24 protein-coding genes and 2 pseudogenes are annotated in these 23721 nt (G+C 66.9%); 13 read left to right on the top strand and 13 right to left on the bottom strand.

The window, feature by feature from the left end:
- The first annotated feature begins 13 nt into the window (after window positions 1-13).
- From Q9235_RS24990 to Q9235_RS24980, 3 genes are read left to right on the top strand one after another with little or no spacing between them, the layout of a single operon-like run.
- Entirely contained in the window at window positions 14-457 is a 444-nt protein-coding gene (locus Q9235_RS24990) for a disulfide bond formation protein B (protein WP_306224451.1), read from the top strand.
- Window positions 454-1107 (top strand): DsbA family protein, encoded by a 654-nt coding sequence (locus Q9235_RS24985; protein WP_306224450.1) that lies wholly within the window; start codon window positions 454-456, stop codon window positions 1105-1107. Before Q9235_RS24990 ends, Q9235_RS24985 begins: the two co-directional genes overlap by 4 nt.
- 58 nt (window positions 1108-1165) lie before the next feature.
- Entirely contained in the window at window positions 1166-1567 is a 402-nt protein-coding gene (locus tag Q9235_RS24980; protein WP_306224449.1) for a MerR family transcriptional regulator, read from the top strand.
- 44 nt (window positions 1568-1611) lie between these two features.
- On the opposite strand, the gene Q9235_RS24975 is transcribed toward Q9235_RS24980, so the two are convergent.
- Entirely contained in the window at window positions 1612-1824 is a 213-nt protein-coding gene (locus Q9235_RS24975; protein WP_306224448.1) for a hypothetical protein, read from the bottom strand.
- 406 nt (window positions 1825-2230) lie between these two features.
- Between Q9235_RS24975 and Q9235_RS26940 the strand changes: the two are divergent.
- The 4 genes and pseudogenes from Q9235_RS26940 to pcaD form a co-directional block, all read left to right on the top strand.
- Window positions 2231-2389 (top strand): annotated as a pseudogene (locus Q9235_RS26940) (cation transporter); the annotation flags it as partial.
- A 187-nt stretch (window positions 2390-2576) separates the two neighbouring features.
- Window positions 2577-2969, top strand: a pseudogene (locus tag Q9235_RS24965) (CoA-transferase); the annotation flags it as partial.
- A gap of 38 nt (window positions 2970-3007) precedes the next feature.
- Window positions 3008-4105 (top strand): lyase family protein, encoded by a 1098-nt coding sequence (locus Q9235_RS24960; protein ID WP_306224445.1) that lies wholly within the window; start codon window positions 3008-3010, stop codon window positions 4103-4105.
- A gap of 11 nt (window positions 4106-4116) precedes the next feature.
- The gene (pcaD, locus tag Q9235_RS24955) at window positions 4117-5400 is read left to right on the top strand and encodes a 3-oxoadipate enol-lactonase (RefSeq protein WP_306224444.1); all 1284 of its coding nucleotides are present in this window, start codon (window positions 4117-4119) and stop codon (window positions 5398-5400) included.
- A gap of 3 nt (window positions 5401-5403) precedes the next feature.
- On the opposite strand, the gene Q9235_RS24950 is transcribed toward pcaD, so the two are convergent.
- Window positions 5404-6279, bottom strand: coding sequence for a helix-turn-helix domain-containing protein (locus tag Q9235_RS24950; protein WP_306224443.1), 876 nt, complete (start codon window positions 6277-6279; stop codon window positions 5404-5406).
- 131 nt (window positions 6280-6410) lie between these two features.
- On the opposite strand from Q9235_RS24950, the gene pobA reads away from it, so the two are divergent.
- The 6 genes from pobA to Q9235_RS24920 all read left to right on the top strand — a co-directional run bounded on the left by pobA (window position 6411) and on the right by Q9235_RS24920 (window position 12319).
- Window positions 6411-7583 carry a 4-hydroxybenzoate 3-monooxygenase gene (gene pobA, locus Q9235_RS24945; protein WP_306224442.1) on the top strand — a complete coding sequence of 391 codons (1173 nt, stop codon included), beginning with the start codon at window positions 6411-6413 and terminating at the stop codon, window positions 7581-7583.
- Between the two features lie 139 nt (window positions 7584-7722).
- On the top strand, window positions 7723-8916 hold the full coding sequence (locus tag Q9235_RS24940) for an ABC transporter substrate-binding protein (RefSeq protein WP_422678239.1): 1194 nt from the start codon (window positions 7723-7725) through the stop codon (window positions 8914-8916).
- A 73-nt stretch (window positions 8917-8989) separates the two neighbouring features.
- A complete protein-coding gene (locus Q9235_RS24935) occupies window positions 8990-9853 on the top strand; it encodes a branched-chain amino acid ABC transporter permease (RefSeq protein WP_306224441.1) in 864 nt (287 codons plus the stop codon).
- Complete coding sequence (locus Q9235_RS24930; protein ID WP_422678238.1) at window positions 9854-10861, top strand: branched-chain amino acid ABC transporter permease; 1008 nt, start codon at window positions 9854-9856, stop codon at window positions 10859-10861.
- Window positions 10858-11616, top strand: a complete 759-nt coding sequence (locus tag Q9235_RS24925; RefSeq protein WP_306224440.1) for an ABC transporter ATP-binding protein — start codon at window positions 10858-10860, stop codon at window positions 11614-11616. Before Q9235_RS24930 ends, Q9235_RS24925 begins: the two co-directional genes overlap by 4 nt.
- Window positions 11603-12319 (top strand): ABC transporter ATP-binding protein, encoded by a 717-nt coding sequence (locus Q9235_RS24920; RefSeq protein WP_306224439.1) that lies wholly within the window; start codon window positions 11603-11605, stop codon window positions 12317-12319. The genes Q9235_RS24925 and Q9235_RS24920 overlap by 14 nt, the downstream gene beginning before the upstream one ends.
- A 21-nt stretch (window positions 12320-12340) precedes the next feature.
- Here Q9235_RS24920 and Q9235_RS24915 read toward each other — a convergent pair whose 3' ends face one another.
- The 11 genes from Q9235_RS24915 to Q9235_RS24865 are packed head-to-tail and all read right to left on the bottom strand — an operon-like array spanning window position 12341 to window position 23672.
- Entirely contained in the window at window positions 12341-13306 is a 966-nt protein-coding gene (locus Q9235_RS24915; RefSeq protein WP_306224438.1) for a 2-hydroxyacid dehydrogenase, read from the bottom strand.
- 36 nt (window positions 13307-13342) lie between these two features.
- The gene (locus Q9235_RS24910; RefSeq protein ID WP_306224437.1) at window positions 13343-15019 is read right to left on the bottom strand and encodes a cephalosporin acylase I; all 1677 of its coding nucleotides are present in this window, start codon (window positions 15017-15019) and stop codon (window positions 13343-13345) included.
- Window positions 15020-15030: 11 nt separating this feature from the next.
- On the bottom strand, window positions 15031-15711 hold the full coding sequence (locus Q9235_RS24905; protein WP_306224436.1) for an RraA family protein: 681 nt from the start codon (window positions 15709-15711) through the stop codon (window positions 15031-15033).
- Window positions 15712-15720: 9 nt separating this feature from the next.
- Entirely contained in the window at window positions 15721-16509 is a 789-nt protein-coding gene (locus tag Q9235_RS24900) for an ABC transporter permease (protein ID WP_306224435.1), read from the bottom strand.
- A complete protein-coding gene (locus Q9235_RS24895; protein WP_306224434.1) occupies window positions 16506-17348 on the bottom strand; it encodes an ABC transporter permease in 843 nt (280 codons plus the stop codon). The genes Q9235_RS24900 and Q9235_RS24895 overlap by 4 nt, the downstream gene beginning before the upstream one ends.
- On the bottom strand, window positions 17345-18394 hold the full coding sequence (locus tag Q9235_RS24890) for an ABC transporter ATP-binding protein (protein ID WP_306224433.1): 1050 nt from the start codon (window positions 18392-18394) through the stop codon (window positions 17345-17347). The genes Q9235_RS24895 and Q9235_RS24890 overlap by 4 nt, the downstream gene beginning before the upstream one ends.
- A 10-nt stretch (window positions 18395-18404) precedes the next feature.
- A complete protein-coding gene (locus Q9235_RS24885) occupies window positions 18405-19460 on the bottom strand; it encodes an extracellular solute-binding protein (protein WP_306224432.1) in 1056 nt (351 codons plus the stop codon).
- Window positions 19461-19513: 53 nt separating this feature from the next.
- Window positions 19514-20338 carry a creatininase family protein gene (locus tag Q9235_RS24880; protein WP_306224431.1) on the bottom strand — a complete coding sequence of 275 codons (825 nt, stop codon included), beginning with the start codon at window positions 20336-20338 and terminating at the stop codon, window positions 19514-19516.
- A 33-nt stretch (window positions 20339-20371) separates the two neighbouring features.
- The gene (locus tag Q9235_RS24875) at window positions 20372-21190 is read right to left on the bottom strand and encodes an ABC transporter permease (RefSeq protein ID WP_306224430.1); all 819 of its coding nucleotides are present in this window, start codon (window positions 21188-21190) and stop codon (window positions 20372-20374) included.
- Complete coding sequence (locus Q9235_RS24870; protein ID WP_306224429.1) at window positions 21187-22143, bottom strand: ABC transporter permease; 957 nt, start codon at window positions 22141-22143, stop codon at window positions 21187-21189. The genes Q9235_RS24875 and Q9235_RS24870 overlap by 4 nt, the downstream gene beginning before the upstream one ends.
- A complete protein-coding gene (locus Q9235_RS24865; RefSeq protein ID WP_306224428.1) occupies window positions 22140-23672 on the bottom strand; it encodes an ABC transporter substrate-binding protein in 1533 nt (510 codons plus the stop codon). The genes Q9235_RS24870 and Q9235_RS24865 overlap by 4 nt, the downstream gene beginning before the upstream one ends.
- Window positions 23673-23721: the final 49 nt, after the last annotated feature.

Below are 23721 nucleotides of genomic sequence, written 5' to 3'. Positions count from 1 at the left end.
CACTGCTTCACCCATGGCAAACAACACGACGGTCTCCAGTGGCGATGACCGCTGGATTTATCTCTTCATCGCCTGGATCCTTGCGGTCGCGGCGAGTTTGGGCGCGCTCTTCATTGGGGAGATCGTTGGCCAGGCCCCCTGTAACCTGTGCTGGCATCAACGCGCATTCATGTTTCCGCTAGCCGTCGTTTTGGCGGTGGCAAGCTTCCGGAGTGATACCGGGGCATGGCGCTACGCGCTCCCTCTCGCCGTTATCGGCATGCTGATCGCGGGATTTCACGGCCTGCTCTACGCCGGCCTTGTTCCGGCGAGTATCCAGCCCTGCAGCCAGGGGCCGTCCTGCGCCAGTGCCGAAATGACCATCTTCGGCATGCTGCCCTTGCCCTACCTCTCGTTCGCAGCCTTTGCGGCGATCACGCTCGCGCTCATTGCTTCCAGAACAAAGGCCTCGTCATGAACCGTCGCGCTCTCGTAATCCTTACCGGCATCGGCGCGCTGGCCGTCTTTTCCGGTGCGACCACCTTCTATCAAAGGGAGCAAACCAAGCGGGCTCGCACCATTGCGGCAACCCGATCGGAGGCGCTCGTCCGAGATCATTCTCCGATCATCGGCCCGGCCGGCGCCCCTGTCACGATCGTCGAGTTCTTCGATCCTTCCTGCGAGGCCTGCCGCGCCTTCTACCCGCCACTGAAGCAGATTCTGGGCCTGTTCCCCAACGATGTGCGCCTCGTCGTTCGCTACGCGGCATTCCACGAGGGCTCGGATCTGGCTGTCAAAATTCTCGAGGCGGCGCGGCTGCAGGGCAAGTTCGAACCAGTTCTCCAGGCGATTCTGGAATTCCAGCCCGAATGGGCGGACCACGACAAGCCAGATCTCGAAAAGGCCTGGACCCGCGCCGGAGAGGCCGGCCTCGATATCGAGCGTGGGAAACGCGACGCGGCGCTGCCCGACATCAACGCGACGCTCCAGAAAGACGCTGCCGACGTGAAGACGCTGGAAGTCTCGCGAACGCCGACGTTCTTCGTCAACGGCCAGCCTCTCACCGAGTTCGGTCCGCGCCCGCTCTATGAAATGGTCAAGCAGGAAGTCGAGAAGGTGCGGAAATGAAGGCTGGCCAAGCCACATTGTCGAGCTACGCACGCCACGACCACGATTGGATGGCGCCATGCAAGCCAAGGTCCTGACGATCGGGCGGCTGTCCCGAGACACGGGCACGAAGGTCGAGACGATCCGCTTCTACGAAAAGTCGGGCCTGCTGCCGGAACCTGCGAGAACAGAAGGCAACTACCGAGCCTACGAGCCCAGCCACCTCGATCGCCTTCGTTTCATCCGACGTGCCCGCGTCCTGGGTTTTTCGCTGGAACAGGTTCGCGCCCTGCTGTCGCTCTCCGATGACCGCGCACGATCCTGCGCGGCGATCGACGAGATTGCCAAGGAGCATCTGGTCGAGGTCGAGCGGAAGATCGCCGATCTTCAGGCACTGAGGCGCGAGTTGAACCGCATGGTCGAACAGTGCGGTTCCGGAATCGTTGCGGATTGCCGGATCATCAGCTCCCTTTCTCCATAACCGCAGTCGCTTCCGGCAGATCGATGCGGAGCGAGGGCTGAAATTCAGTCGTGCATGGGATGGTCGTCGATCATTGGCGAGTATCTCTCCCACTCCCGGCGCGGGATCGGCACGCCGGGAGTGATCTCAAGGTCGACGACCTCGTCCAGCGATCGATCGAGCTTGCATGTGAACGTCAATGCACCTTGGAAGGCTGCAAGCATGGCGGCGGCGATCTGCCCACCGATCGATCTCTTTTTCGTCTGCGGCCGATACAAGGGGGATGCCGGTTACAAGAACCGATTACTGGAAGTGCCTCGCCAATTTTGCGAACCTCTTCCCGTTCTTGCGCCTTCCGCAACTCAAACCCGTCCATTTTCGTGCGAGATGCGATGACGCTGATGGATGGAACGGCCTTTAGGGAGAACCTGCAGGGTCGGGATTTCCTGGCTCGGCATCAGAGCCTAGCCGTGCTTCCCCGCCATCGCGGGGTACTCAAGGTTTCCAATGTTTGGCGACATCTCGGCTATCCTGCTATCGATGAGGGTCAATGCACTTGCACCCCATTTGCATTTAGATCGAACATCCACCAGTCCGGCGCACCCCATATTTTTCGCTTGAACCTGAAGTCACTAGAGGTCGTAAATGGGGGGCTTGTGATTTTCCGGCCGCAGGAGTTTTCCCATGCCAGCCACGAGCGACAACAAGCTACAGCCTCTGAGCTGGAAGATTTCCGGCATGGATTGCGCCAGTTGCGTGGCGAAGGTGCGCGGTGCCGTTGAGAAGATGCCAGGGGTCTCCGACTTCAGGTTGTCGCTGATGTCGGAAACGATGAAGCTGACGCTGGATGAGACGCGTACGACCCGTGAGGCTGTCGAGAAACGCGTCAAAAGCTTGGGCTTCGGTGCGGTGGCCATGGCTGAAACTCAGCGCCAGGTTGCCGCGGAGCCTGGGCATGATCACGAGCACGGCAAGGCCGACCCGGCCAACCAGCTTCTGTCCTGGAAGGTCGGCGGCATGGATTGCGCGAATGATCCGCGGCGGCCATATCGACCTGACCATCCTCGGCGCCATGGAAGTGGCGGCCAATGGCGACATCGCCAACTGGACGATCCCCGGCAAGATGGTGAAGGGCATGGGCGGCGCGATGGACCTCGTCGCCGGCGTCAAGAAGGTCATCGTCGTGATGGACCACGCCAACAAGGCGGGCGAATCCAAGGTGCTGGAGCGCTGCTCGCTGCCGCTGACCGGCGCCGGCGTCGTCGACATGATCATCACCGATCTCTGCGTGATGACCTGCGACAAGGCCAATGGCGGCGGGCTGACACTGGTCGAGATCGCGCCGGGCGTCACGCTCGACGAGATCAAGGCCAAGACGCAGGCCGCCTTCACCGTCGCGCCAAGCCTCGCAAAGGCCGCGTGAGCGGGCTTCTCCGCGCAAGGCCGGCGACGACCCCAGCCATGCTGGCCGCATTCTCGGATGCGGCCACGTTGCGCCACGCCCTCGCCTTCGAGGCGGAGCTCGCGCGAGCCGAGGCGGCCGAGGGCCTGATCGGTGCTGAAGCGGCCGAAGCGATCGCCGCGCTCTGCACCACGATCGCGATCGATCCCGCCGAATTGGCCGAGGAAGCGGCACTCGCCGGCACGTTGGCGATCCCGCTGGTGGCGCGCCTGCGCGCCACCTTGAGCGGCGAGGCCGCAAAAGCCTTGCACAAGGGCGCGACCAGCCAGGATGTCGCCGACACGGTACTGGCCTGCCAGATCCGCGCCGCGAGTGGCCTCCTCGACGCCGACCTGACCCGTATCACGACGGCGCTCGCCGCCCTCGCCCGGCGCCATGCCGCGACCCCGGCGATCGGCCGCACGCTGTTGCAAGACGCGCTCCCGATCGGTTTCGGCCTGCGCGTCACACATTGGCAAGTGGGTATCGCGGAAGCAGCAAGTCGCCTTCGCCATGAGGTCGAAACGGGCGCCGTCCTCCAATTCGGCGGCGCGGCCGGCTCTCGCGCCGGCCTTGGAGGCAAGGCAGCGGCTGTGTCCACCCACCTTGCGACCGCGCTCGGACTACCCGATGTCGCGCCCTGGCACGCGCGTCGTGGCGGCATCGCCGGCATCGCTGCGGCGCTCGCCATTACCATCGGCGCGCTCGGCAAGATGGCACGTGACGTCTCGCTTCTTGCCCAGAGCGGCATCGCCGAGGCCCACGAGCCCGTCGTTCCCGGCCGCGGCGGCTCCTCCGCCATGGCCCATAAGCGCAACCCGACCGGCTGCCAGGTCACGCTTTCCGCCAGCCTGCGCGCACCGGGCCTCGTCGCCGGCATCCTCGCCGGCCTTCCCGCCGAGCAGGAACGCGGCCTCGGCGGCTGGCAGGCGGAAGGCCCGGCACTGGCCGATCTCTTCCTGCTTGCAGCCGGCGCGGCCGAGGCGATGGCGACGGTGGCCGAAGGGCTGGAAATCGACGAGGCCGCCATCGCCCGCAATCTCGCAGCGGCCGGGCTCGGCAGCGATATCGGCGAGAGCGCGGCACTGGTCGCCGCGCTGCTCGCCCGGCACGACTGAGGAACGCAACCATGCCTTTCGCGACGAGCAACGGCACCCGCATTTACTGGAAACTGGAGGGTAGCGAGGACAAGCCGGCGCTCGTCCTGCTGAATTCGATCGGCACCGACATGTCGCTCTGGGATGCCGCGATGCCGGCCCTGCTCGCCGCCTTCCGGACCTTGCGGATCGACACGCGCGGTCACGGCGCCTCCGATGCCCCCGACGGCGATTATACGCTCGCCCTGCTCGCGGGCGATGTCGCCGCCGTCATGGCGGCCGCCGGCATCGCGCGGGCAGCCATTGCCGGCGTCTCGCTCGGCGGGATGATGGCAATGGAGCTCGCGCTCGGTCATCCAGAGCGTGTCTCTGCGATCGCCCTGATCTGCACCTCCGCGACGATGGACAAGGGCGTCTGGCGGGATCGCATCGCGCAGGTTCGCGCAAGCGGCACCGCGTCCATGGCGGATGCGGCGTTGCAGCGCTTCCTGTCGCCTGCCTTCACTGCCGGCCAGCCCGCGATCGCCGCGAGCCTCAAGCGCAACCTCATCGCCCAGGCGAGCCAGGGCTATGTCGGGGCGGGCGCGGCGATCCGCGACATGGATCTGATCGGGCGGATCGGCACCATCGCCTGCCCGGTCCTCGTCGTCACCGGCGGGCGCGACGTCTCGACCCCGCTGGCCGGCCATGGCGAGAACCTGCTCGCTGCCATGCCGGCCGCGAAGCACGTGCAGCTCGACTGCGCCCATCTGGCTCCCGTCGAAGCACCCGCGGCACTGGCCGGCGCCCTGCGCGCCTTCCTTGCGCCCGGCCCGGATGCGGCGAATGCGGCAGACGCCCTGTTCGAAGCCGGTCTCAAGAACCGCCGCCGCGTCCTCGGTGACGCCTGGGTCGACCGTTCGCTGGCCAACCGCACTCCCTTCAACGCCGAANCAGACGCCCTGTTCGAAGCCGGTCTCAAGAACCGCCGCCGCGTCCTCGGTGACGCCTGGGTCGACCGTTCGCTGGCCAACCGCACTCCCTTCAACGCCGAATTCCAGGCGATGATCACCCGCATCGCCTGGCAGGAGATCTGGAGTCGGCCCGGCCTTGACGACCGCACGCGCCGCCTGCTCGTGCTGGCGATCACCGCGAGCCTCGGCCGCTGGGAGGAATTCCGCCTCCATGTCCGCGCCGGGCTGACCCGCGGCGGCTTCACGCAGGACGACCTCAAGGAAGTGCTGATGCAGACGGCGATCTATGCCGGGGTCCCCGCCGGCAATACCGCCTTTGCCGAGGCCGCCGCCGTGATGAAGGAGATCGAGGCAGCCGGCTGAACCTCAGGCTTTCGCCCGGTAGTCCGAAGGCGACGCGCCCGCCCGCTTGGCAAAGAAGCGCGAGAAATAGGCGGGATCGGAAAAGCCGAGCCGAAACGAAATCCGCGAGATCGACATCGACGTGTAGACCAGATCGCGCCGGGCCTCGATCATCAATCGATCCTGGATGACTCGCGCGGCGGAGCGACCCAGCAGCTCCCGGCAGGAACGCGAGAGGTGCGGCACCGAGGTGCCGAGCATCCGCGCATAATCCGTCAGCGCATCATGATGCTGGAAGCGCATCTCCACCCGCTCGACGAAGCGGCGGACGAGATCGGCGCGTGCATCCCGCGCCGGCTCCGCCACCGCCCGCGCGCCGCGCATCGCCCTCACGAACCAGGCAACGATCAGGTCGGCATAGGCTCCGAGCGAGAACTCTCGCACCGGCCGATTGGCGGCGAACTCGCTCATCGCCAGCCGAAGCGTGGCATCGAGCCCTGCATATTGCGCTCCACCGACCGGCACATGCAGCACCGCCGCGCTGCCGAGCAGCGCCCGCGCCTCCGGTTCGTTGCCGAAGAGGCGCTTGAGCGAGGTCGCAGCCGCGCTGGCGACGAAACCGTCGGTGTCGTCGAGGAAGGCGAATTCATGGATGGTCGAGGGCGGCAGCAGCAGCACCGAACCCGGCGACAGGGCGTGCTCGCGGCCATCGACGCGGGTGCGCCCTCCCCCCGCCGTGACCAAGAAGAACTGGAAGAGGTCGTGATGCATATGCGGCTGGATCGTCCAGCCATGCAGGGAGCTGCGCGCCACGATCGGCTCGATGTGCAGCGCGTCCGGGAAGCGCTCCGTCAGGCGCTCGCCATAGAGCCAATAGGCGGGGACGCTTCTGCCGGGCATGTCGCGCTCACGATCGATTTGTCCAAGACAATGCGCGAATACTCCATTCCGTCAACCGCAGCGAGCGCGTTAGCATCGGCCTGCGGATCGAACGGTGCAAACCGTAAGGCTGCGGGAGGCAAAGAAGAACAATGCGGACGCAGGTCGCCATCATCGGCGCCGGGCCCGCGGGATTGCTGCTCGGGCAGCTCCTGTCGCGCGCCGGCATCGACAACGTCATCCTCGAACAGCGCAGCGCCGACTATGTACTGTCGCGCATCCGCGCCGGCGTGCTCGAACAGGGGATGGTCGATCTCCTGCATGAGGCCGGCGTCGGCGACCGGCTCGATCAGGAAGGCCTTGTCCATGACGGCTTCTCGCTCGCTTTCGGCGGCGCGCTTCATCGCCTCGACCTCAAGAACCTGAGCGGCGGCAGGACGGTCACTGTCTACGGCCAGACCGAGGTAACACGTGACCTGATCGAGGCCCGCCAAGCCCTCGGCCGCCCGACGGTCTACGAGGCCGAGAATGTCGCGCTCCACGGTTTCGACGACGCGGCGCCGCGCGTGACCTTCCGGGCAAACGGGCAGGAGCAGGAGCTGCATTGCGACTTCATCGCCGGCTGCGACGGCTATCACGGCATCGCGCGCGCCTCGGTCCCGGCCAGCGCCTTGCAGACCTTCGAGCGTGTCTATCCCTTCGGCTGGCTCGGCCTGCTGGTCGACAAGCCGCCGGCCGCACATGAACTGGTCTACGCCAATCACGAGCGCGGCTTCGCGCTCTGCTCGATGCGCTCGGCCGAGCGCAGCCGCTACTATGTTCAGGTCCCGCTGGAGGAGAAGGCCGGGGACTGGTCCGACGACGCCTTCTTCGACGAATTGCGCCGACGCCTGCCGGCCGCGGTCGCAGACGCCGTGCAGGCCGGCCCTTCGCTGGAGAAAAGCATCGCGCCACTGCGCTCCTTCGTCGCCGAACCCATGCGCTTCGGCCAGCTCTTCCTCGCCGGCGACGCGGCCCATATCGTGCCGCCGACCGGCGCCAAGGGCCTCAACCTCGCCGCCAGCGACATCCGCTATCTCTTCGACGCCTTCCGCGAGCACTATCACGAGGGCTCGGATGCCGGGCTCGACGGCTATTCGGCTCGCGCGCTCGCCCGCGTCTGGAAGGCAGAGCGCTTCTCCTGGTGGATGACGAACCTGCTGCATCGCTTCCCGGAGCGTGACGGCTTCGACCAGCGCATCCAGCGGGCGGAATTCGACTACCTCGTCCATTCGCGCGCGGCGGCCACCGCCGTCGCCGAGAACTATGTCGGCCTGCCCTATTGAGGGCATTGCCCTCGCGGCAGAAAATTGCGTTGGTGACAACAAGAGGCACGGCGCCATGGCGGCGACCGGCCCGAGCAGCTAGAGCTTCGACCCACGCAAGGCATTTGCGGGATCGCAGGCAGGATCGGGAGGAGATGGAATGACCAAGGGTTTCCTGAACAGATTGCTGCCGGCCGGCGCGCTGGCTCTCGCCGGGGCGCTCACGCTCGGTGCCGCCGCCATGGCGGACACGATCAAGGTCGGCATCATCGGGCCGTTCTCCGGCCCCTTCGCCCTGCAGGGCAAGAACTTCCAGGCCGGCGCCGAAGCCTGGCTCGCGCAGAACGGCAAGACCGTCGCCGGCCACGATATCGAGCTGGTCTATCGCGACCTGCCGACGGCCAATCCGCAGCAGGCCCGCGCGCTGGCGCAGGAGCTGATCGTCCGCGACAAGGTACAGTATCTCGGCGGCGTCTATTTCACCCCGGACGCGATGGCGATCACCCCGCTGCTGAAGCAGGGCAATGTTCCGCTGGTGATCTTCAATGCCGCGACCTCGGCGATCATGACCTCCTCGCCGCTGGTGGTGCGTACCTCCTTCACCCTGTCCCAGACGACGACGCCGCTCGGCAAGGCGGCGGTAGAGCGCGGCGTCAAGAAATTCGTCTCGATCGTCAGCGATTACGGCCCGGGCGTCGATGCCGAAACTGCCTTCAAGAAGGCGATCGAGGCGGCCGGCGGCGAGGTCAAGGAAGCGATCCGCATCCCCCTGAACACCACCGAGTTCAGCCCGATCATGCAGCGCATCCGCGATGCCGGGGCCGAGGGCGTCTTCGCCTTCCTGCCGTCCGGCCCGCCGACGCTCGGCTTCGTCAAGGCCTTCAGCGATACCGGCCTGAAGAAGGCAGGCGTCAAGCTCTTCGCGCCGGGCGACCTGACGCAGGAATCGGACCTGCCGGCTCTCGGCGAGGCGGCGGCCGGCCTGATCACCTCGTTCCACTATGCGATCTCGCATGATTCCGAGATCAACAAGCGCTTCGTCGCCGCGGGCGAAAAGGCGATCGGCGCGCCCGATCTGCTCTCCTTCCCCGCGGTCGGCGCCTATGACGGAATGTTCGTGATCTCCAAGATGATCGCGGCCACAGCCGGCAAGCAGGATGCCGAGAAGGCGGTCGAGGCGGTGAAGGGTCTCGGCTGGGAAAGCCCGCGCGGCCCGGTCAAGATCGATCCGGAGACCCGCCACATCACGCAGACGATCTACCTGCGCGAAGTCGCTAAGGACGCGCAGGGCCGCTGGATCAACAAGGAGATCGCCAGCGTGCCGGAGCAGAAGGATTCCGGCCTGACGAAGTAACGGCCCGAAACCTGAAACGCGGCGGGAGCGCGCAAGCTCCCGCCCTTCGCTCCCGTTCGACGAGGCCCGCAGCATGCAGACCGCGCTGAGCATCGCCATGGACGCGCTGGCCTATGGCATGGCGCTGTTCATCATCTGCATCGGCCTGTCGCTGACCATGGGCCTGATGCGGGTGGTGAATCTCGCCCATGGCGCCTTCGCCATGATCGGCGGCTACATCGCCTCCTATGCCGCGCGCGATCTCGGCCTTGGCTACGGCTTCGGCATCATCCTCGCCATGATCGGCACGGTCGTCATCGCCGTGCCGCTGGAGCGCCTGCTCTATCGCCGCATCTACGATCGCAGCGAACTCTCGCAGGTGCTGATGACGATCGGCATCACCTTTTGCGTCATCGGCATCACCAACTATTTCTTCGGCCCGACCCTGAAGACCATTCCCCTGCCGACCGAACTCGCCCGCTCCGTCGATCTCGGCTTCCGCAGCATCGCCGGCCACAGGCTCTTCGTCATCGCAAGCGGGCTCGTCGTCGCCGGCGGCCTGTGGTTCCTGATCGAGCGCACCGGTTTCGGCATCCATCTGCGGGCAGCGGTCGAGAATGCGCCGATGGCGCGCACGCTCGGCATCCGCACCGAGATCATCTATGCCGCGAGCTTCGCGCTGGCGATCGCGCTCGCCGCCTTCGGCGGCGTGGTCGGCGCCGAATTCCTGCCGATCGAGCCTTATTACGCGCTGCGCTACATGGTGACCTTCCTCGTCGTCGTCTCGGTCGGCGGGGCGGGATCCATTCCCGGTGCGCTCGCGGCCTGCCTGCTGCTCGGCGCCATCGACGTCACCGCGCGCTACCTCGTGCCGGATTTCGGCAATTTCTTCTTCTATCTCGCGGTGATCCTGGTGGTCTGCGCCTTCCCTCGCGGGCTGATGGGGCGGGCGCAATAAATGGCGAACGCGACGCCCATGCCCGCCATCCCCTCCGCCAGCCGGACGCTCGGCCGCGACCTCCTCGGCTTTGCCTTGATCGCGCTCGCAGGTCTCGCCGGCTACTGGCTCTTTCCCGACAACCTCGCCTTCCTCACCCGCGTGATCTCGGTCGCGCTGCTCGTGCTCTCGCTCGACCTCATCGTCGGCTATTGCGGCATCGCTTCCCTCGGCCAGGGCGCGCTCTACGGCGCCGGCGCCTATGCCGCCGGCATCGCCTGCATCAACGGCGTCACCGACCCCATCCTGCTGATCCTGATCGGCGCCGGGGCCGGTGCAACCATGGGTTTGCTGATGGGCGCGATCATGCTGCGCGCCCATGGCCTGCCGCAGCTCGTGCTCTCGATCGCCATCGTCCAGCTCCTGCACGAAGCCGCCAACAAGTTCTCCTCGATCACCGGCGGCAGCGACGGCCTCTCCGGCATGAGCCCGGCCCCGCTCTTCGGCGTCTTCGAGTTCGATCTCTGGGGTCGCAGCGCCTATCTCTTCGGCCTCGGCCTGATCCTCATCGTCTTCACCGTGCTGCGCTTCGTTACGCGCTCGCCCTTCGGCATGGTCTGCCGCGGCCTGAAGGAGGACCCGCTCAGGATCAGCGCGCTCGGCATCTATGCCTTCCCGGTGCTGCTCAAGATGTTCGTCATCTCCGGCGCGGTCGCCGGCATGGGCGGTGCGCTCGCAGCCATCGCCACGCAGGTCGTCGGGCTCGACAGCGTGAGCTTCGAGATATCCGCCAATGCGCTGGTCATGCTGGTGCTCGGCGGCATCGGCCATCTCTATGGCGCGCTGATCGGCACGGTGATCTTCATGGCACTCGAGCACATCGTCGCCGCGATCAATCCCTTCCACTGGATGACGCTGGTCGGCGCCGTGCTGATCGCCATCGTGCTCTTTGCCCCGCGCGGCCTCTCCGGCACGCTAGACGAACTCGCCCGCCTGCTGACGCGCGACCGATGGGGAGGTGGCCGATGAGCGCGGTCTTCGCGGTCTCGCATCTCTCCAAGGCGTTTGGCGGGCTCAAGGTCAACAGCGACATCTCGCTGGCGATGAACGAGGGCGAGCGCCTCGCCCTGATCGGCCCGAACGGTGCCGGCAAGACCACCTTCGTCAATCTCGTCACCGGCCGCATCCCGCCGAGCGCGGGCAGCGTCCATCTCGCAGACGAGGACATCACCAAACTTGGTGCCGTGAAGCGTGTCAGGCGCGGACTCGTCCGCACCTTCCAGGTCACGCGCCTGTTCCCGGACATGACCCCGGAAGAGCATGTCGTTATGACCATCCTGCAGCGCCTCGGCCGGGCGACGCGCATCCTCGCCCGCTTCCACGGCGATTCCGCAGCTCGTGACGAAGCCGCCGAAATCCTCGCCACGCTGGGTCTGACCGAAGTCGCCCGTCGCAAGGTCGCGACCATCGCCTATGGCCAGCAGCGCCTGCTGGAGATCGCCATCGCGCTGGCGCAGCGCCCCAAGGTGCTGCTGCTCGACGAACCCGCCGCCGGCGTGCCCTCCAGCGACACGCCGCGCATCGAGGAGGCCTTGGCCCGCCTGCCGGCCTCGCTCGCGGTGCTGATGATCGAGCACGACATGGACCTCGTCTTCCGCTTCGCCAGGCGCGTCGTCGTGCTGGCGGCGGGCGAGCTCATCTTCCAGGGCCTGCCGGTCGAGGTCGCCAGGGACCCCAAAGTCCGCGAAGCCTATCTCGGGAGCTATGCCCATGCCGGCGGCTGAGCTCGACATCCGCAACCTCAGCGCCGGCTATGGCCAGACCCATGTTCTGGAGGATGTCTCCTTCGCAGTGCCGGCCGGCGGACGCCTCTCCATTCTCGGCCGCAACGGCATGGGCAAGACCACGCTGATGGCGAGCCTGATGGGGCTGACCCGCCGCTATGCCGGCAGCATCAGCCTGGGCGGGCTGGATGTCACCGCACTCGGCACGGCGGCCCGCGCCCATGGCGGCATCGGTCTCGTCCCGCAGACCCGCGAGATTTTCAAGGGGCTGACGGTGGAAGAAAACCTCTTTGCCGGATTGAAAGGTCGCCCGCGTAGCGCGATCGAGGAAGCCTATGCGCTTTTTCCCCGGCTCGGCGAGCGCCGCCGCAATCTCGGCTCCCAGCTATCCGGCGGCGAGCAGCAGATGCTGGCGACGGCGCGCACCATCCTCGGCCAACCCTCCGTGCTGCTGCTCGACGAGCCGCTGGAGGGATTGGCTCCGGTGATCTGCGACATGCTGATGGAGGCCTTCGGCCGCCTCGCCGCCAGCGGCGCGATGACCATCCTCTTCGTCGAGCAGCGGCTGGAAAGCGCGCTCGCCTTCGCCGATGACGTCATCATCCTCGAGCGCGGCCGGATCGTCTGGTCAGGCAAGCCGGACGCGCTGCGCGCCGATGCCGACGTGCTCGAACGCTATATCGGTGTCGGCGGGCTGCACTGAGCCGCCGACACCGGCATTATCTCACACCACCAGATCGAGCGGCGGCACCGGCTCGCCGCGCGAGACGTGCTGCATGTTGGCGAACATGCGCTTCACCACCGGCGCGAAATTGTCGGAAGCCATGGCGGCGAGATGCGGCGTCGTCACGAGATTGTCGAGGGTCAGCAATTGGCTGTCCGCCGGTAGCGGCTCGATCTCGTAGACATCCATCGCCGCGCCCGCGATCTCCTTCGCCCGCAGCGCCGTGACGAGGTCCACCTCGTTGACGACGCCGCCACGCGCGCAATTGATCAGCACCGCCGTCTTCTTCATCTTCCTGAGCGCCGCAAGGTCGATCAGATCCTTGGTTTCTGGCGTCAGCGGGCAGTGCAGCGAGACGACGTCGGCCTGGGTCAGGATCTCGTCGATCGAGGCATGTTTCACCCCGAGCGCCGCCTCCTCGGTGGCATCGAGCGGGGAGCGCTTGCTGTAGAGGATGGTGCAGCCGAAGCCCTTCAGCAGCTTGGCGAAATTCTTGCCGATCGCGCCGAGACCGACGATGCCGACCGTCTTGCCGGACAGCGTATAGGTGTCGGAAGGTAGTTGCCCGGTGCGCCAGTTGCCCTTCTTCAGTTCGGCATTCCCATAGGCGATCAGGCGGAGCGTCGAGATCGTCAGGCCGAGCGCGAATTCGGAGACGGCGACCGCATTCGAGCCGGTCGTGCGGGCGACCTTGATGCCGAGCTCCTTGGCCGTCTCGATATCGATATTGTCGTAGCCGACGCCCCATTTATGCAGGAGCTTCAGCTTCTTCGCAGCACGCAGCACATCGCCGGAGACGCCGACCTGGCCGGAGATCGCATAATCGGCCTCGGCGATGATCTCCTTCATGTGCTCGTCGCCGCGGGCCGTGCCGTGGGTCAGCACAAAGCCTTCGGGAAGGAATTCGCGCAGGCGGTCGGCCCGCTCGGGCGTGGTCATGTCGAGGAGGCAGATGGTCTCGGGCATGGGATGGTCCAGTCGCAGGATCGGGAAGATATCGGATCAGATGGTGAAGCGGGCACCGGCGCGGGCGAGCCCGCCGGAGATGGCGACGGGCGTGCCGTCGGCGCGCCAGCAGGCGGCGCCGGTCAGGGTGCCGTCCGGATTGAAAGCGATGGCGTTCATGCCGCCGGCGACGCGGGGCGAACGCACGACCTTGTGGCCGCGCGCGATCAAGGCCTGCGCCACCGCCTCGGGAATGGCTTCCTCGAGTTCGAGCACGCCGCCCTCGGTCCAGACGCGCGGCGCCTCGACGGCCTCCTGCAGGCTCATGCGGTGGTCGATCAGGTTGACGATCGCCTGCAGGGCCGAGGGGAAGATGCGCAAGGCGCCGGGCAGGCCGAGCGCGAAGGCGAGCCGGCCGTCCTTCACGGCCATCATCGGTGCCATCGAGGTGAAGACGCGCTTGCCCGGCGCGATCGAGAGCGCGCGGCCGGGATGCGGATCGAAATTGTACATGTAGTTGTTGGCGATCATCCCCGTGCCGGGAATCTGCACGCAGGCACCGAACAGCCCGTTGATCGTCTGCGTCGCGCTGACGACATTGCCCATCGCATCCGCGACGGTGACATGGGTGGTATCGGCGGATTCGCCGCCGGAGAGCCCGGCCGTCCAGCTCTTCGCCTGCCCCATTTCGATGAGCGCGCGCCGCTCGTCGGCATAGGCCTTGTCGATCAGCCTCGCGACCGGAACCTTGACGAAAGCCGGGTCGGCGGTCGCCACGGCGCGGTCGGCAAAGGCGATCTTCAGCGCCTCGGCGAGCAGATGCACGGCGTCCGTCGAGCCGAAGCCGAGCGCACCGATATCGTAGCCTTCGAGGATGTTGAGCATCTGCGTGATATGCACGCCCGAGGACGAGGGCGGCGGCGGACCGATGATCTCGTAACCGCGATAGGAGCCCCGGATCGGCTCGCGCAACTCGATGCGGTAATTGGCGAGATCGGCCTGGTCGATCAGCCCGCCATTGGCGGCCATGTAGTCGGTCAGCGCCCGCCCGAGCTTGCCGCCATAGAGCGCTTCCGGCCCCTCCGCCGCAATCAGCTTCAGGCTCGCGGCATAGTCGGTCTGGACAAGCCGCATGCCTGGCTGGAGCGGCTTGCCGCCCGGCAACAGCATCGCGGCAAGGCCGGGATCGCGGGCGAGGTCGGCCGCATTGTCGGTGATGCAGTTCGAGAGATAGGGCGTCACCACGAAGCCGCGCTCGGCCAGCCCGATCGCCGGCTGGAGAACATCGGCCAGCGGCAGCGTGCCGAAGCGGGCGAGCGCCTCGCACCACCCTTTCAGCGCACCGGGAACCGCGACCGCCTTGGCGCCGACCACGTTCTCGCGGTCGCGCGTGTCGCGCTGCTTGCCGATCTCGTCGGACAGGCACTCGTACATGTCGGCCGTCGCCTTGCCCGGCGCGGTCGAGAGATTGTCGATCACGACATGGCGCCCGTCGGCGAGCCGGATATGACTCAGGCCCCCGCCGAGGATGCCGACCATCATCGGCTCGGCCACCGTCAGCGCGAAGAGCGAGGCGACGGCCGCGTCGATGGCATTGCCGCCGGCGAGCAGGATCTGCGCGCCAGCCGCTGAGGCGAGCGGATGGTTGGTGACGACCATGCCGCGCGAGCCGCTCGCCGGCTTCTTCTCGCAGGTGAAGTCGGCGACGCGCGGGACGGGGACGGGAGCGTTCATGGCCGGCCTCTTCAGCCCTTCGCCGCGGCGATGGCGTCGAGCACCATCTTGGTCGCGCCGGAGATGTCGCCGAGCTTCTCGCCCGCCTTCACCCGGCTCTGGCTGCGCTCGCCCCGCTCCTGCCGGGCGATGGCGGCATCCGCGATCGCCTCGGCCTCGGCGCGAGGCAGCACAAGCACGCCGGATTCGTCGGCGAGGATGACATCGCCCGCCTTGACCGGGACATTGCCGCAGGAGATCGGCAGGTTGAGCGTGCCGCCGAGATTGTAGAGCCGGGTCGTGATCGGCGACATGCCGCGGCACCACATCGGAAAATCGGAATCCTCGATCTCGGCGAGATCGGTGCAAGGTCCGTCGACGATGCCGCCGACCGCGCCGGCCGCCTTCGCCGCGACAGTGACGCCGCCGCCCCAGCAGGCATGCTTGTCGTCGCCGAGCCGGTCGACGACGAGGATATCGCCGGGGCGCAGCAGGCCGAGCGTGTGATGCAGCAGAGTCGAATCCTGGCCGGGGATCGCCAGCGTCACGGCCGCCGCGGCGATGCGCTTGCCGCGCAGCAGCGGCTGGATGCGGCGATCCATGAAGCCCCAGTGCTGGGAATGGCCGATGGTCGCGGTCTCGACCTTCTGCAGTTTCTCGACCAGCGCGGCCGGGAGCTGCTCGGGCATGGCTTCGATGCGATAATCGGGCATTTCTCTCTCCTACTTCCCTACGGCACGGGCGACGCCGACGAGGCGTTCGACCACGAGAACGACGGCGAGCGTCGCGACGATGAGCACCACGGACAGGGCCGCGATGAGCGGATCGGTGCGCCCTTCGACATAGCGCACCATCTCGACCGGCAGGGTCGAAGCGCGCGGGCCGGCGATGAAGAGCGAGATCACCGTCTCGTCGAAGGAGAGCAGGAAGGACAGGCAGGCGCAGGCGATCAGGCCGGGCGTCGCCAAGGGCAGCGTCACCCGCCGCACCACCCGCCAGGGCGTGGCGCCGAGCGTCGCGGCGGCTGCCTCGATATCGTCAGGCAGGTTGGCCAGCGCCGTCGTCATCATCCGGATCACGAAGGGCACGGTCACCGTCATATGGCCGAGCACGAGGCCGGGCAGCGTCGCGGTCAGCTTCAACGGCGAGAAGAACAGCAGCAGCGCAAGACCGGTGATCAAGGTCGGCAGCAGCAGCGGCGCCACGAAGAAATTCGCCAGCGTATCCCGGCCGGCAAAGCGCCCTTTCGCCAGCGCAAGCGCGGCGGGCACGCCGACCGCCAGCGACAGCAGGGTCACCACGGCGGCGACCTGGACGCTAAGCCAGAGGGCAGCCTGCAACGGGGCGTGCCCCGCAAGTTGCTGGAACCAGCGCAGCGAGTAGCCGGATGGCGGGAACAGGATGAAGTTGTCAGCCGAGAAGGCCAGCATGACCACGACGACGATCGGCGCCAGGATCAGCACATAGACCAGCGCCGCGAAGCTGGAGAGAACGCGCCCTGCCCCGGTCATCGCTGCAGTCTCCGCGCCACCAGATTGGAGACGACCAGCAGCGCGAGCAGCAGGACGAGCGTGTAGATCGCCAGCACGGCCGCAACCGGCCAGTTGGTATTGGTCGTCGCCTGCTCGAATATCTCGGTCGCCAGCACGAAGACGCGCCCGCCGCCGAGCAACTTCGGCGTGATGTAGGCCGACATCGAGAGCACGAAGCCCAGACCTGCAGCCAGCGCGATCGCCGGCAGACTGAGCGGCAAGGTGACGCGCCGGAAAGTTCGGAACGGCGAGGCGCCGAGCGAGCGCGCCGCTTCCTCCAGCGTGCGGTCGAGCCGGCCGAAGCCGGCGAGCAGCGCCAGGATCATATAGGGCATGATGCTCTCGGCGAGGCCGATGGTGACGCCGGTCCAGTTGAAGACGAGCTTCAGCGGCGTCGAGATCAGTCCGAGCGATTGCAGCGTCGTGTTGACCAGCCCGCGATCACCGAGAATGGCGAGCCAGCCGAAGACGCGCACCACGCCGGAGACCAGCATCGGCATGATCGCGACGACTGCGAGCAGCCCGCGGAAGCGGGAATCGGTGCGAAACAGGAAGAGCGAGACGGGATAGGCCATGCACAGCGCGATCAGCGTCGAGACCGACGAGAGCCAGAGCGAGTTCAGCGTCAGTTCGAAGGTGAAGCTGTCATGGAAGGTCGCGCGCCAGGTCGCCAGCGACCAGGCCTCGACCATCGCGCCGGTCGGGCCGACCTCGTTGAAGGCGTTGCGGAACAGCCCGAGCGACGGCCAGACATAGATGACGAGCAGGAACAGCGTCGCCGGGATCAGCAGCAGCGGCAGGCGGCGCGAGACGGTCATGGCGCCTCGCGCGCGAAGACACGGCTCTCGGACCGTGGCCAGACGACCGCGACCTCGGTGCCCTCGGCCGGCGCGGCCGAGCCTGATGGCATCTCGACGGTGAGCTGGCCGCCCGCGCCCTCCACGAGCACCTCGACATGGTCGCCGACGAAGACGCTGCGCAGCACGCGGCCTGTCAGGCGCGCCGCATCGCCGCTGGCCGGTTCGGAGACCGGCACGATGCGCATGCGCTGCGGCCGGACGAAGAGATCGGCATTCTCGGCGGGATCGACCGGTACGGGCTGATCCCAGACGGTCGCACGGCCCTGCGCGTCGCGCGCCAGCGGCAGCACATTCGCCCGCCCGACGAACTCGGCCACGAAGCGCGTCGCCGGACGGTCGTAGATATCCTCGGCATTGCCGATCTGGGCGATGCGGCCGCGATGCATCACCGCGATCCGGTCGCACATGGTCAGCGCCTCGACCTGATCATGCGTGACGAAAAGCGTGGTGATGCCGAGCGTGCGCTGGATCGAGCGGATCTCGTGGCGCATCGCGTCGCGCAGCTTGGCGTCGAGATTGGACAGGGATTCGTCGAGCAGCAGCACCGACGGCTGGATCACCAGCGCGCGGGCCAGGGCGACACGCTGCTGCTGGCCGCCAGACAGTTCCTTCGGGCGGCGTTGCTCCAGGCCACTGAGACGCACCAGCGCCAGCCCCTCCTGGACGCGCTTCTCGATCTCGCCGCGCGAGGCGCCGCGCTCTTCCAGCCCGAAGGCTATGTTCCGTCCCACGGAAAGATGCGGAAACAGCGCATAGGACTGGAAGACATAGCCCATGTTGCGCTTATGGGCCGGAAGCTTGGTGATCTCGCTGCCGTCGAGCGTCATCGTGCCGCGGTTCGGTTCGATCAGCCCGGCGAGCATGCGCAGGGTCGTGGTCTTGCCGCAGCCGGAGGGGCCGAGCAGGGCTACGGATTCGCCCTGCTCCACCGACAGCGAGACGTCGTCGACCGCGACGGATTGGCCGTAGCGCTTCTGCAGCCCGGCGAGTTCGAGATAGCTCATTGCCTGCCGCTCAGCGTGCCGCCGCGATGACCTCGCGCCGCCAGCGGTTGTTCCACTGGTCGCGCACCTTCAGGACTTCGTTCCAGTCGACCGGGATCATGCGCGCCAGGTTTTCCGGCGAGGCGGCGGTGCGTGCCAGCGCCTTGGCGTCGATTTGTGCCTTGGCGTTGGACGGCGCGTAGAACATCCGCTCGGTGAAGGCCTTCTGCGCGTCCTGCGACAGCGCATGTGCGACGAAGGCCGCGGCCGCGGCGCGGTTCTTCGACCCGGCCGTCAGGTTGATGGTGTTGACCTGGAAGACCGAACCTTCCGGCGGCAGCAGCACGTTGATCTTGCCGTTGGTCTGGTCGGAATAGAGCTGGGCGCGGGCGTTCCAGCCGGTCGCCACCTTCGCCACGCCGTTCAGGATCAGCGAATAGCCGTCCGGATTGGGGTCGAAGGTGTTCACGCCGGGCGCGAGCTCCTTCAGCTTCTTCATCGCGGCGTCGATCGACTTGCGGTAGTCGCCGCCTTCCATCTTCTCGGTCATCGCCGTCAGCGCGAGGCCCTGGATGTTCGGCGGGGCAGCCAGCGCGATATGGCCCTTGAGATCGGGCCGCCAGACATCCGCGAGCTTGGTGAGCTGGGGATTGAGCGCCGCGTCCTGAACGATGACGAGATGGTCGAAGGTCACGGCCGGACCGAATTCGCCGCCGGCCGCGCGCGCTTCCGGCAGGAGCTCGTTCAGCACCGGGAACTCGGCCGGTGTCAGCTTCTCGAACAGTCCTTCGAGATTACCGATGCTGGACGTCGTGACGTCCATAATCACCACATCGGTCTGCGGATCCGCCTTCTGCGCCCGGACGCTGCCGACCATCTGGGCCGAGGAGCCACCGGGCACGAAGTTAACCTTCACGCCCGGATGCTTCTGCTGGAACGGCTCGATCACCGTCTTGGTGTAGTTGTCCTGGAAGATGCCCGCATAGGACATCAGCGTGATCTGCCCCGAGAGCGTCTGCGCCCGGAGCACGGCCGGCATCGCGATGGTCGCGAGGCCGGACTGGATGGCGAGGCGGCGAGTGAGCATGGGAAAACTCCTGCTGTGACGCCGCCTCGGCGGCAGGTTGGCGCGTTGTCGGCTCAGGCCGGGATCTTGGCCGCGAAATGGGCGATGAAGCGGGCGCAGACATCGCTCAGCTTCTCGGCCAGCTTCGCGCCGGTTTCAGGCGAGCAGAGCGTGGGATCGCCCTTGCCGACGCCGGCATGATAGACCTCGTCATATTCGTTGGGCATCCCGACCTCGGCGCCGTCGAAGCTCGCGGTGCCGAGCCCCGTGAACGGCAGATCGAGAACGGGATCGCGCTTCATCGGCTTGCCGTCCGGGATGAGGTCCTTGCGGATCAGCTCGGGAAAGAGATGCAGGCCGAGGCTAGTCAGCGGATCGGCGCCATGTCCGGAGACCTTCGCCGACTTTTCGGCGCCGACGATACCCGGCAGCATGCCGTAGGCGATGCGCCAGAGATAAAGGCTCGGCAGGACGATGCGCTCGCGCTGGTAGAGTTCGCGGGCGACCTCGGAGATCGGCCCGACATTGCCGCCATGGCCGTTGATCACGATGATCCGGGTAAGGCCGTTGCGATGCAGCGAGTCGACCATCTCGGCGATCACCGCCGTGAGCGTGCCCTGCGAAATGGCGATGCCGCCGATCATCGGGCCGAACCAGTCCGCGCCGCCATAGGGCAGCACCGGCGCGACCAGCGTGCGCGTGCCGGCCTTGCTCGCCTGCAAGGCGGCAAGCTCGGCGATCTTCTCGGCCAGCAGATAGTCGCCCATCGGCGCATGCGGGCCCTGGTCCTCATGGCTGCCCATCGGCAGCAGGATGACTGGGTTGGTCTTCAGCAGCTCGCGCGCCTCGCCGCCCGAGATGGTGCCCATATGGACGAGGGGATCGGTCTTGGTAGCCATGGCGTGGTCCTTCCTTGAGATAGGCTTAGGTCTTCAGCGCTCGCTGGTGCGCGGGTCGAGGATGTCGCGCAGCGCGTCGCAGAGCAGGTTCATGGCGAGGATGGTGAGCGTCAGCACGGCGCAGGGCCAGAGCAGCAGGAGCGGCGCCTGCTCCATGGTCGAGCGCGCGCCGCGGATCATCAAGCCCCAGGACGGCGCCGGCGGCACGACGCCGAGCCCCAGGAAGGACAGGCCGCTCTCGATCACCACCGCGGCGGCGACGGCGAGCGAGAACTGCACGAGCAGAGGCCCGGCAATATTGGGCAGCACGGTGCGGAAAAGCAGATGCGACTGCGTCGCGCCGAGCGCGCGCGTCGCCTCGACATAATCGCGCCCCTTCACCGCCAGCACCTCGGCATAGGTCACCCGCGCGAACCCCGGCAGGTAAAGCACGGAAAGAACGAGGATAAGCGTCGCCGCGCCCGGTCCGAGAAGGGTCACGACCAGCAGCGCCAGCAGCACCGGCGGGAAGCACATGATGATCTCGACACTGCGCACGGTGAGAAAAGCGCCCCAGCTCCGCGCCCAGCCGCCGATCAGCCCGAGCGTGATGCCGACGAGCCCGGCGAAGGTTGCCGAGACGAAGGCGACGGAGAGGCTGGTGCGGGCGCCCCAGACCAGGCGCGAGAGCACGTCGCGGCCGAACTCGTCACGCCCGAGCCAGGAGCCCGGCATCGGCCCGGCCAGGCGCCGCGCCACGTCCTGCCGGATCGGATCGGGCAACGGCAAGAGGGGCGCCGCGATCGCGAGAAGCAGGATCGCCGCGACGATGCCACCTGGCAGAAGAAGCCGTTTGAGACCGCGCCGCTTCATCCGTGCTGCACCCGTGGATCGATCGCCGCATGCAGAAGTTCGACGAGAAGGTTGATGAGCAGGAACAGCACCGAGATCGTCAGGATGATGCCGACCACCATCGGATAGTCGCGCCCCTCGACGGCGCGCAGCAACGGCGTCGACAGGCCCGGCCAGTTGAAGACGTACTCGACCAGCACCGTGCCGCCGAGCAAGGTTCCCATCTGGAGACCCAGCACCGTGACGACGGGGTTCAGCGCATTGCGCAGCACATGCACGACAAGGACGCGCTTTGGCGACGCCCCTTTGGCGCGGGCCGTGCGGACATAGTCATGGGCAAGCGCGTCGAGTGTCGCGGCCCGCGTCATCCGGAACAGTACGGCCGCCAGCCCCTTCGCGATGGCGATGGCCGGCAGGGCCAGAAGCTTGAAATGCTGCGCGGGGTCCTGCGTGATCGGAACGAAGCCGCCGGCCGGCATCAGGCGCAGCGTCTGCGCCAGCAGCAGCACCAGCAGCGTGCCGACGACGAAAACCGGCACGGCGAGCAGCAGCGCGGTGATCCAGGACGCCACGCGGTCGAAGGCGCCACCCCGATGAACCGCGGCATAAACGCCCGAGGGCACGCCGACCAGGAGCGCGATCAGCGTTCCCGCCAGGATCAGTTCCAGCGTGCGCGGCAGCCGCAGCCCGATCTCCTGGATCACCGGATAGTCGTCGATCAGCGAGGCGCCGAGATCGCCCCGCGCCAGTCCGGCGAGAAAATGGCCGTACTGGACCAGGATCGGCCGGTCGAGCCCGAGCTTCTCGCGCAGTTCCTGTACGGTCGCCGGATCGGGCATCGCACCGGAGGTCGAGAGCAGCAGCTCGGCCGGATCGCCCGGCACCATATGCAGTGCCAGGAACACGATCGTCGCGACGACCCAGGCCATCGCCAGGGTCATGATCAATCGCCGTCCGAGCCAGGCCGCGCTCATCCGAAATACGTCTCCTCGAGCTGGTTGCCGGAGGAGGTCGAGAGCGCACCGGGCAGGTTTGTGAAGCCCTGCACGCTCTTGTCCATGCCATAGCCCTGCTGACGCCAGGCGAGACCCACCATCGGCACCTCCTCCAGGGCAGCGCGCTGCATCTCCTTGTAGATCTCGACGCGCTTGGCCTGGTCGAACTCGGCCCGCCCTTTGGCGAGCGCGGCGACGGTGCGCGGCGCCTCGACCTTGAACGAGCGCCCATGCGTCGGCGAGAGCGAGGTGTCGAGCACCACGGTCAAGCCGTCCGGATCGTTATTGTCCGAGGACACGCCGTGGATCGCCATGTCGTATTGACCGCGCGTGCCGCGGCTGACCCGCGTCGACCAGTCCGGCAGTTGCAGCTCCGCCTGGATGCCGATCGCCGCCAGATATTGCTGGACGATCTCGGCGGTGTCCTTGTGCATGCCGAACTGGGCCGTGGCGAGCAGCGTCGTCTGGAAGCCGTTGGCATGGCCGGCCTCGGTCAGCAGCGCCTTGGCCTTGGCCGGATCGTAGTTCCAGCCATGCGCCAGTTCCTTGTCGTACCAGGGCGTGCCCTCGACGATCGGCACGCCCTCGAGCGGCTTGCCACGCCCGAAGAAGGCGACCTTGACGATATCCTCGCGCTTCACCGCATGCGCGACGGCGCGGCGCACCCGCGGATCGTTGAACGGCGGCTTGGAGCCGTTGAAGAGCACGTCCATGAACGGCCCTTCCTGGTTGTCGAGCTTCAGGCGCGGATCGGCCTCGACCGCCGCCATCGACTGCCAGGGCACATATTCGATCATGTCGACATCGCCCGAGATCAGCGCTGCGTTGCGCAGGTTCTCATCGGCATAGACGATGAACTTGATGCCCTTCGCCTTGGGGATGCCCGGCTTGTAGAACTTGTCGAAGGCGGCGAGTTCCACAGAGGTGCCGCGCTCCTGCCCGACCAGGCGGAAGGGACCTGCGCCGATCGGCTCGTTCGGGTTCGATTTCCGCCAGATGATGAAGGTGTTGTAATTGGCGAACCAGCTCGGCAGCGTCGCCTGCGGCCCTTTGGTGACCAGGCGCACCGTCTGCGGATCGGAAATCTCGATCTTCTCGATCAACTGGAACTGCGTGCGCATATAGGCGGTCGATTTCTCGCCGGCGATCTGCTCGATCGACCATTTCACGTCGTCCGCCGTGACCGGCTCGCCATTATGGAAGACGCAGCCCTTGCGCAGCTTGAAGACCCAGGCGCCCTCGGCATCGCGCGACCAGGATTCGGCGAGTTCGCCGCGCAGCTCGCCCTTGGAATCGTAGGAGACGAGGCTGCGGTTGATCAGCATCTTGACGGTGCCGGCCGAGGCACCCGTCGAAACCCAGGGCTGCAGGTTCGGCGGAAAGGCCGAGAGGCCGTAGCGAATGATGCCGGCGGCGCGTTGCGCGCTCGCGGGCCGGATCAGGAAGGGCGAGGCCAGCAGCGGGCCGGCAAGACCGGCACCAAGGACGGAACGGCGAGAGATGGTCATCGGCTGATCCTCTGCTGCTGGGTCCGGCTGTCCGCGGGCTTTAGGCCCT

Source organism: Bosea beijingensis, assembly GCF_030758975.1.
Classification (GTDB): domain Bacteria; phylum Pseudomonadota; class Alphaproteobacteria; order Rhizobiales; family Beijerinckiaceae; genus Allobosea; species Allobosea beijingensis.
The sequence above is the reverse complement of the archived record's forward strand: the minus strand, read 5'-3'. Positions and strand labels throughout refer to the sequence as shown.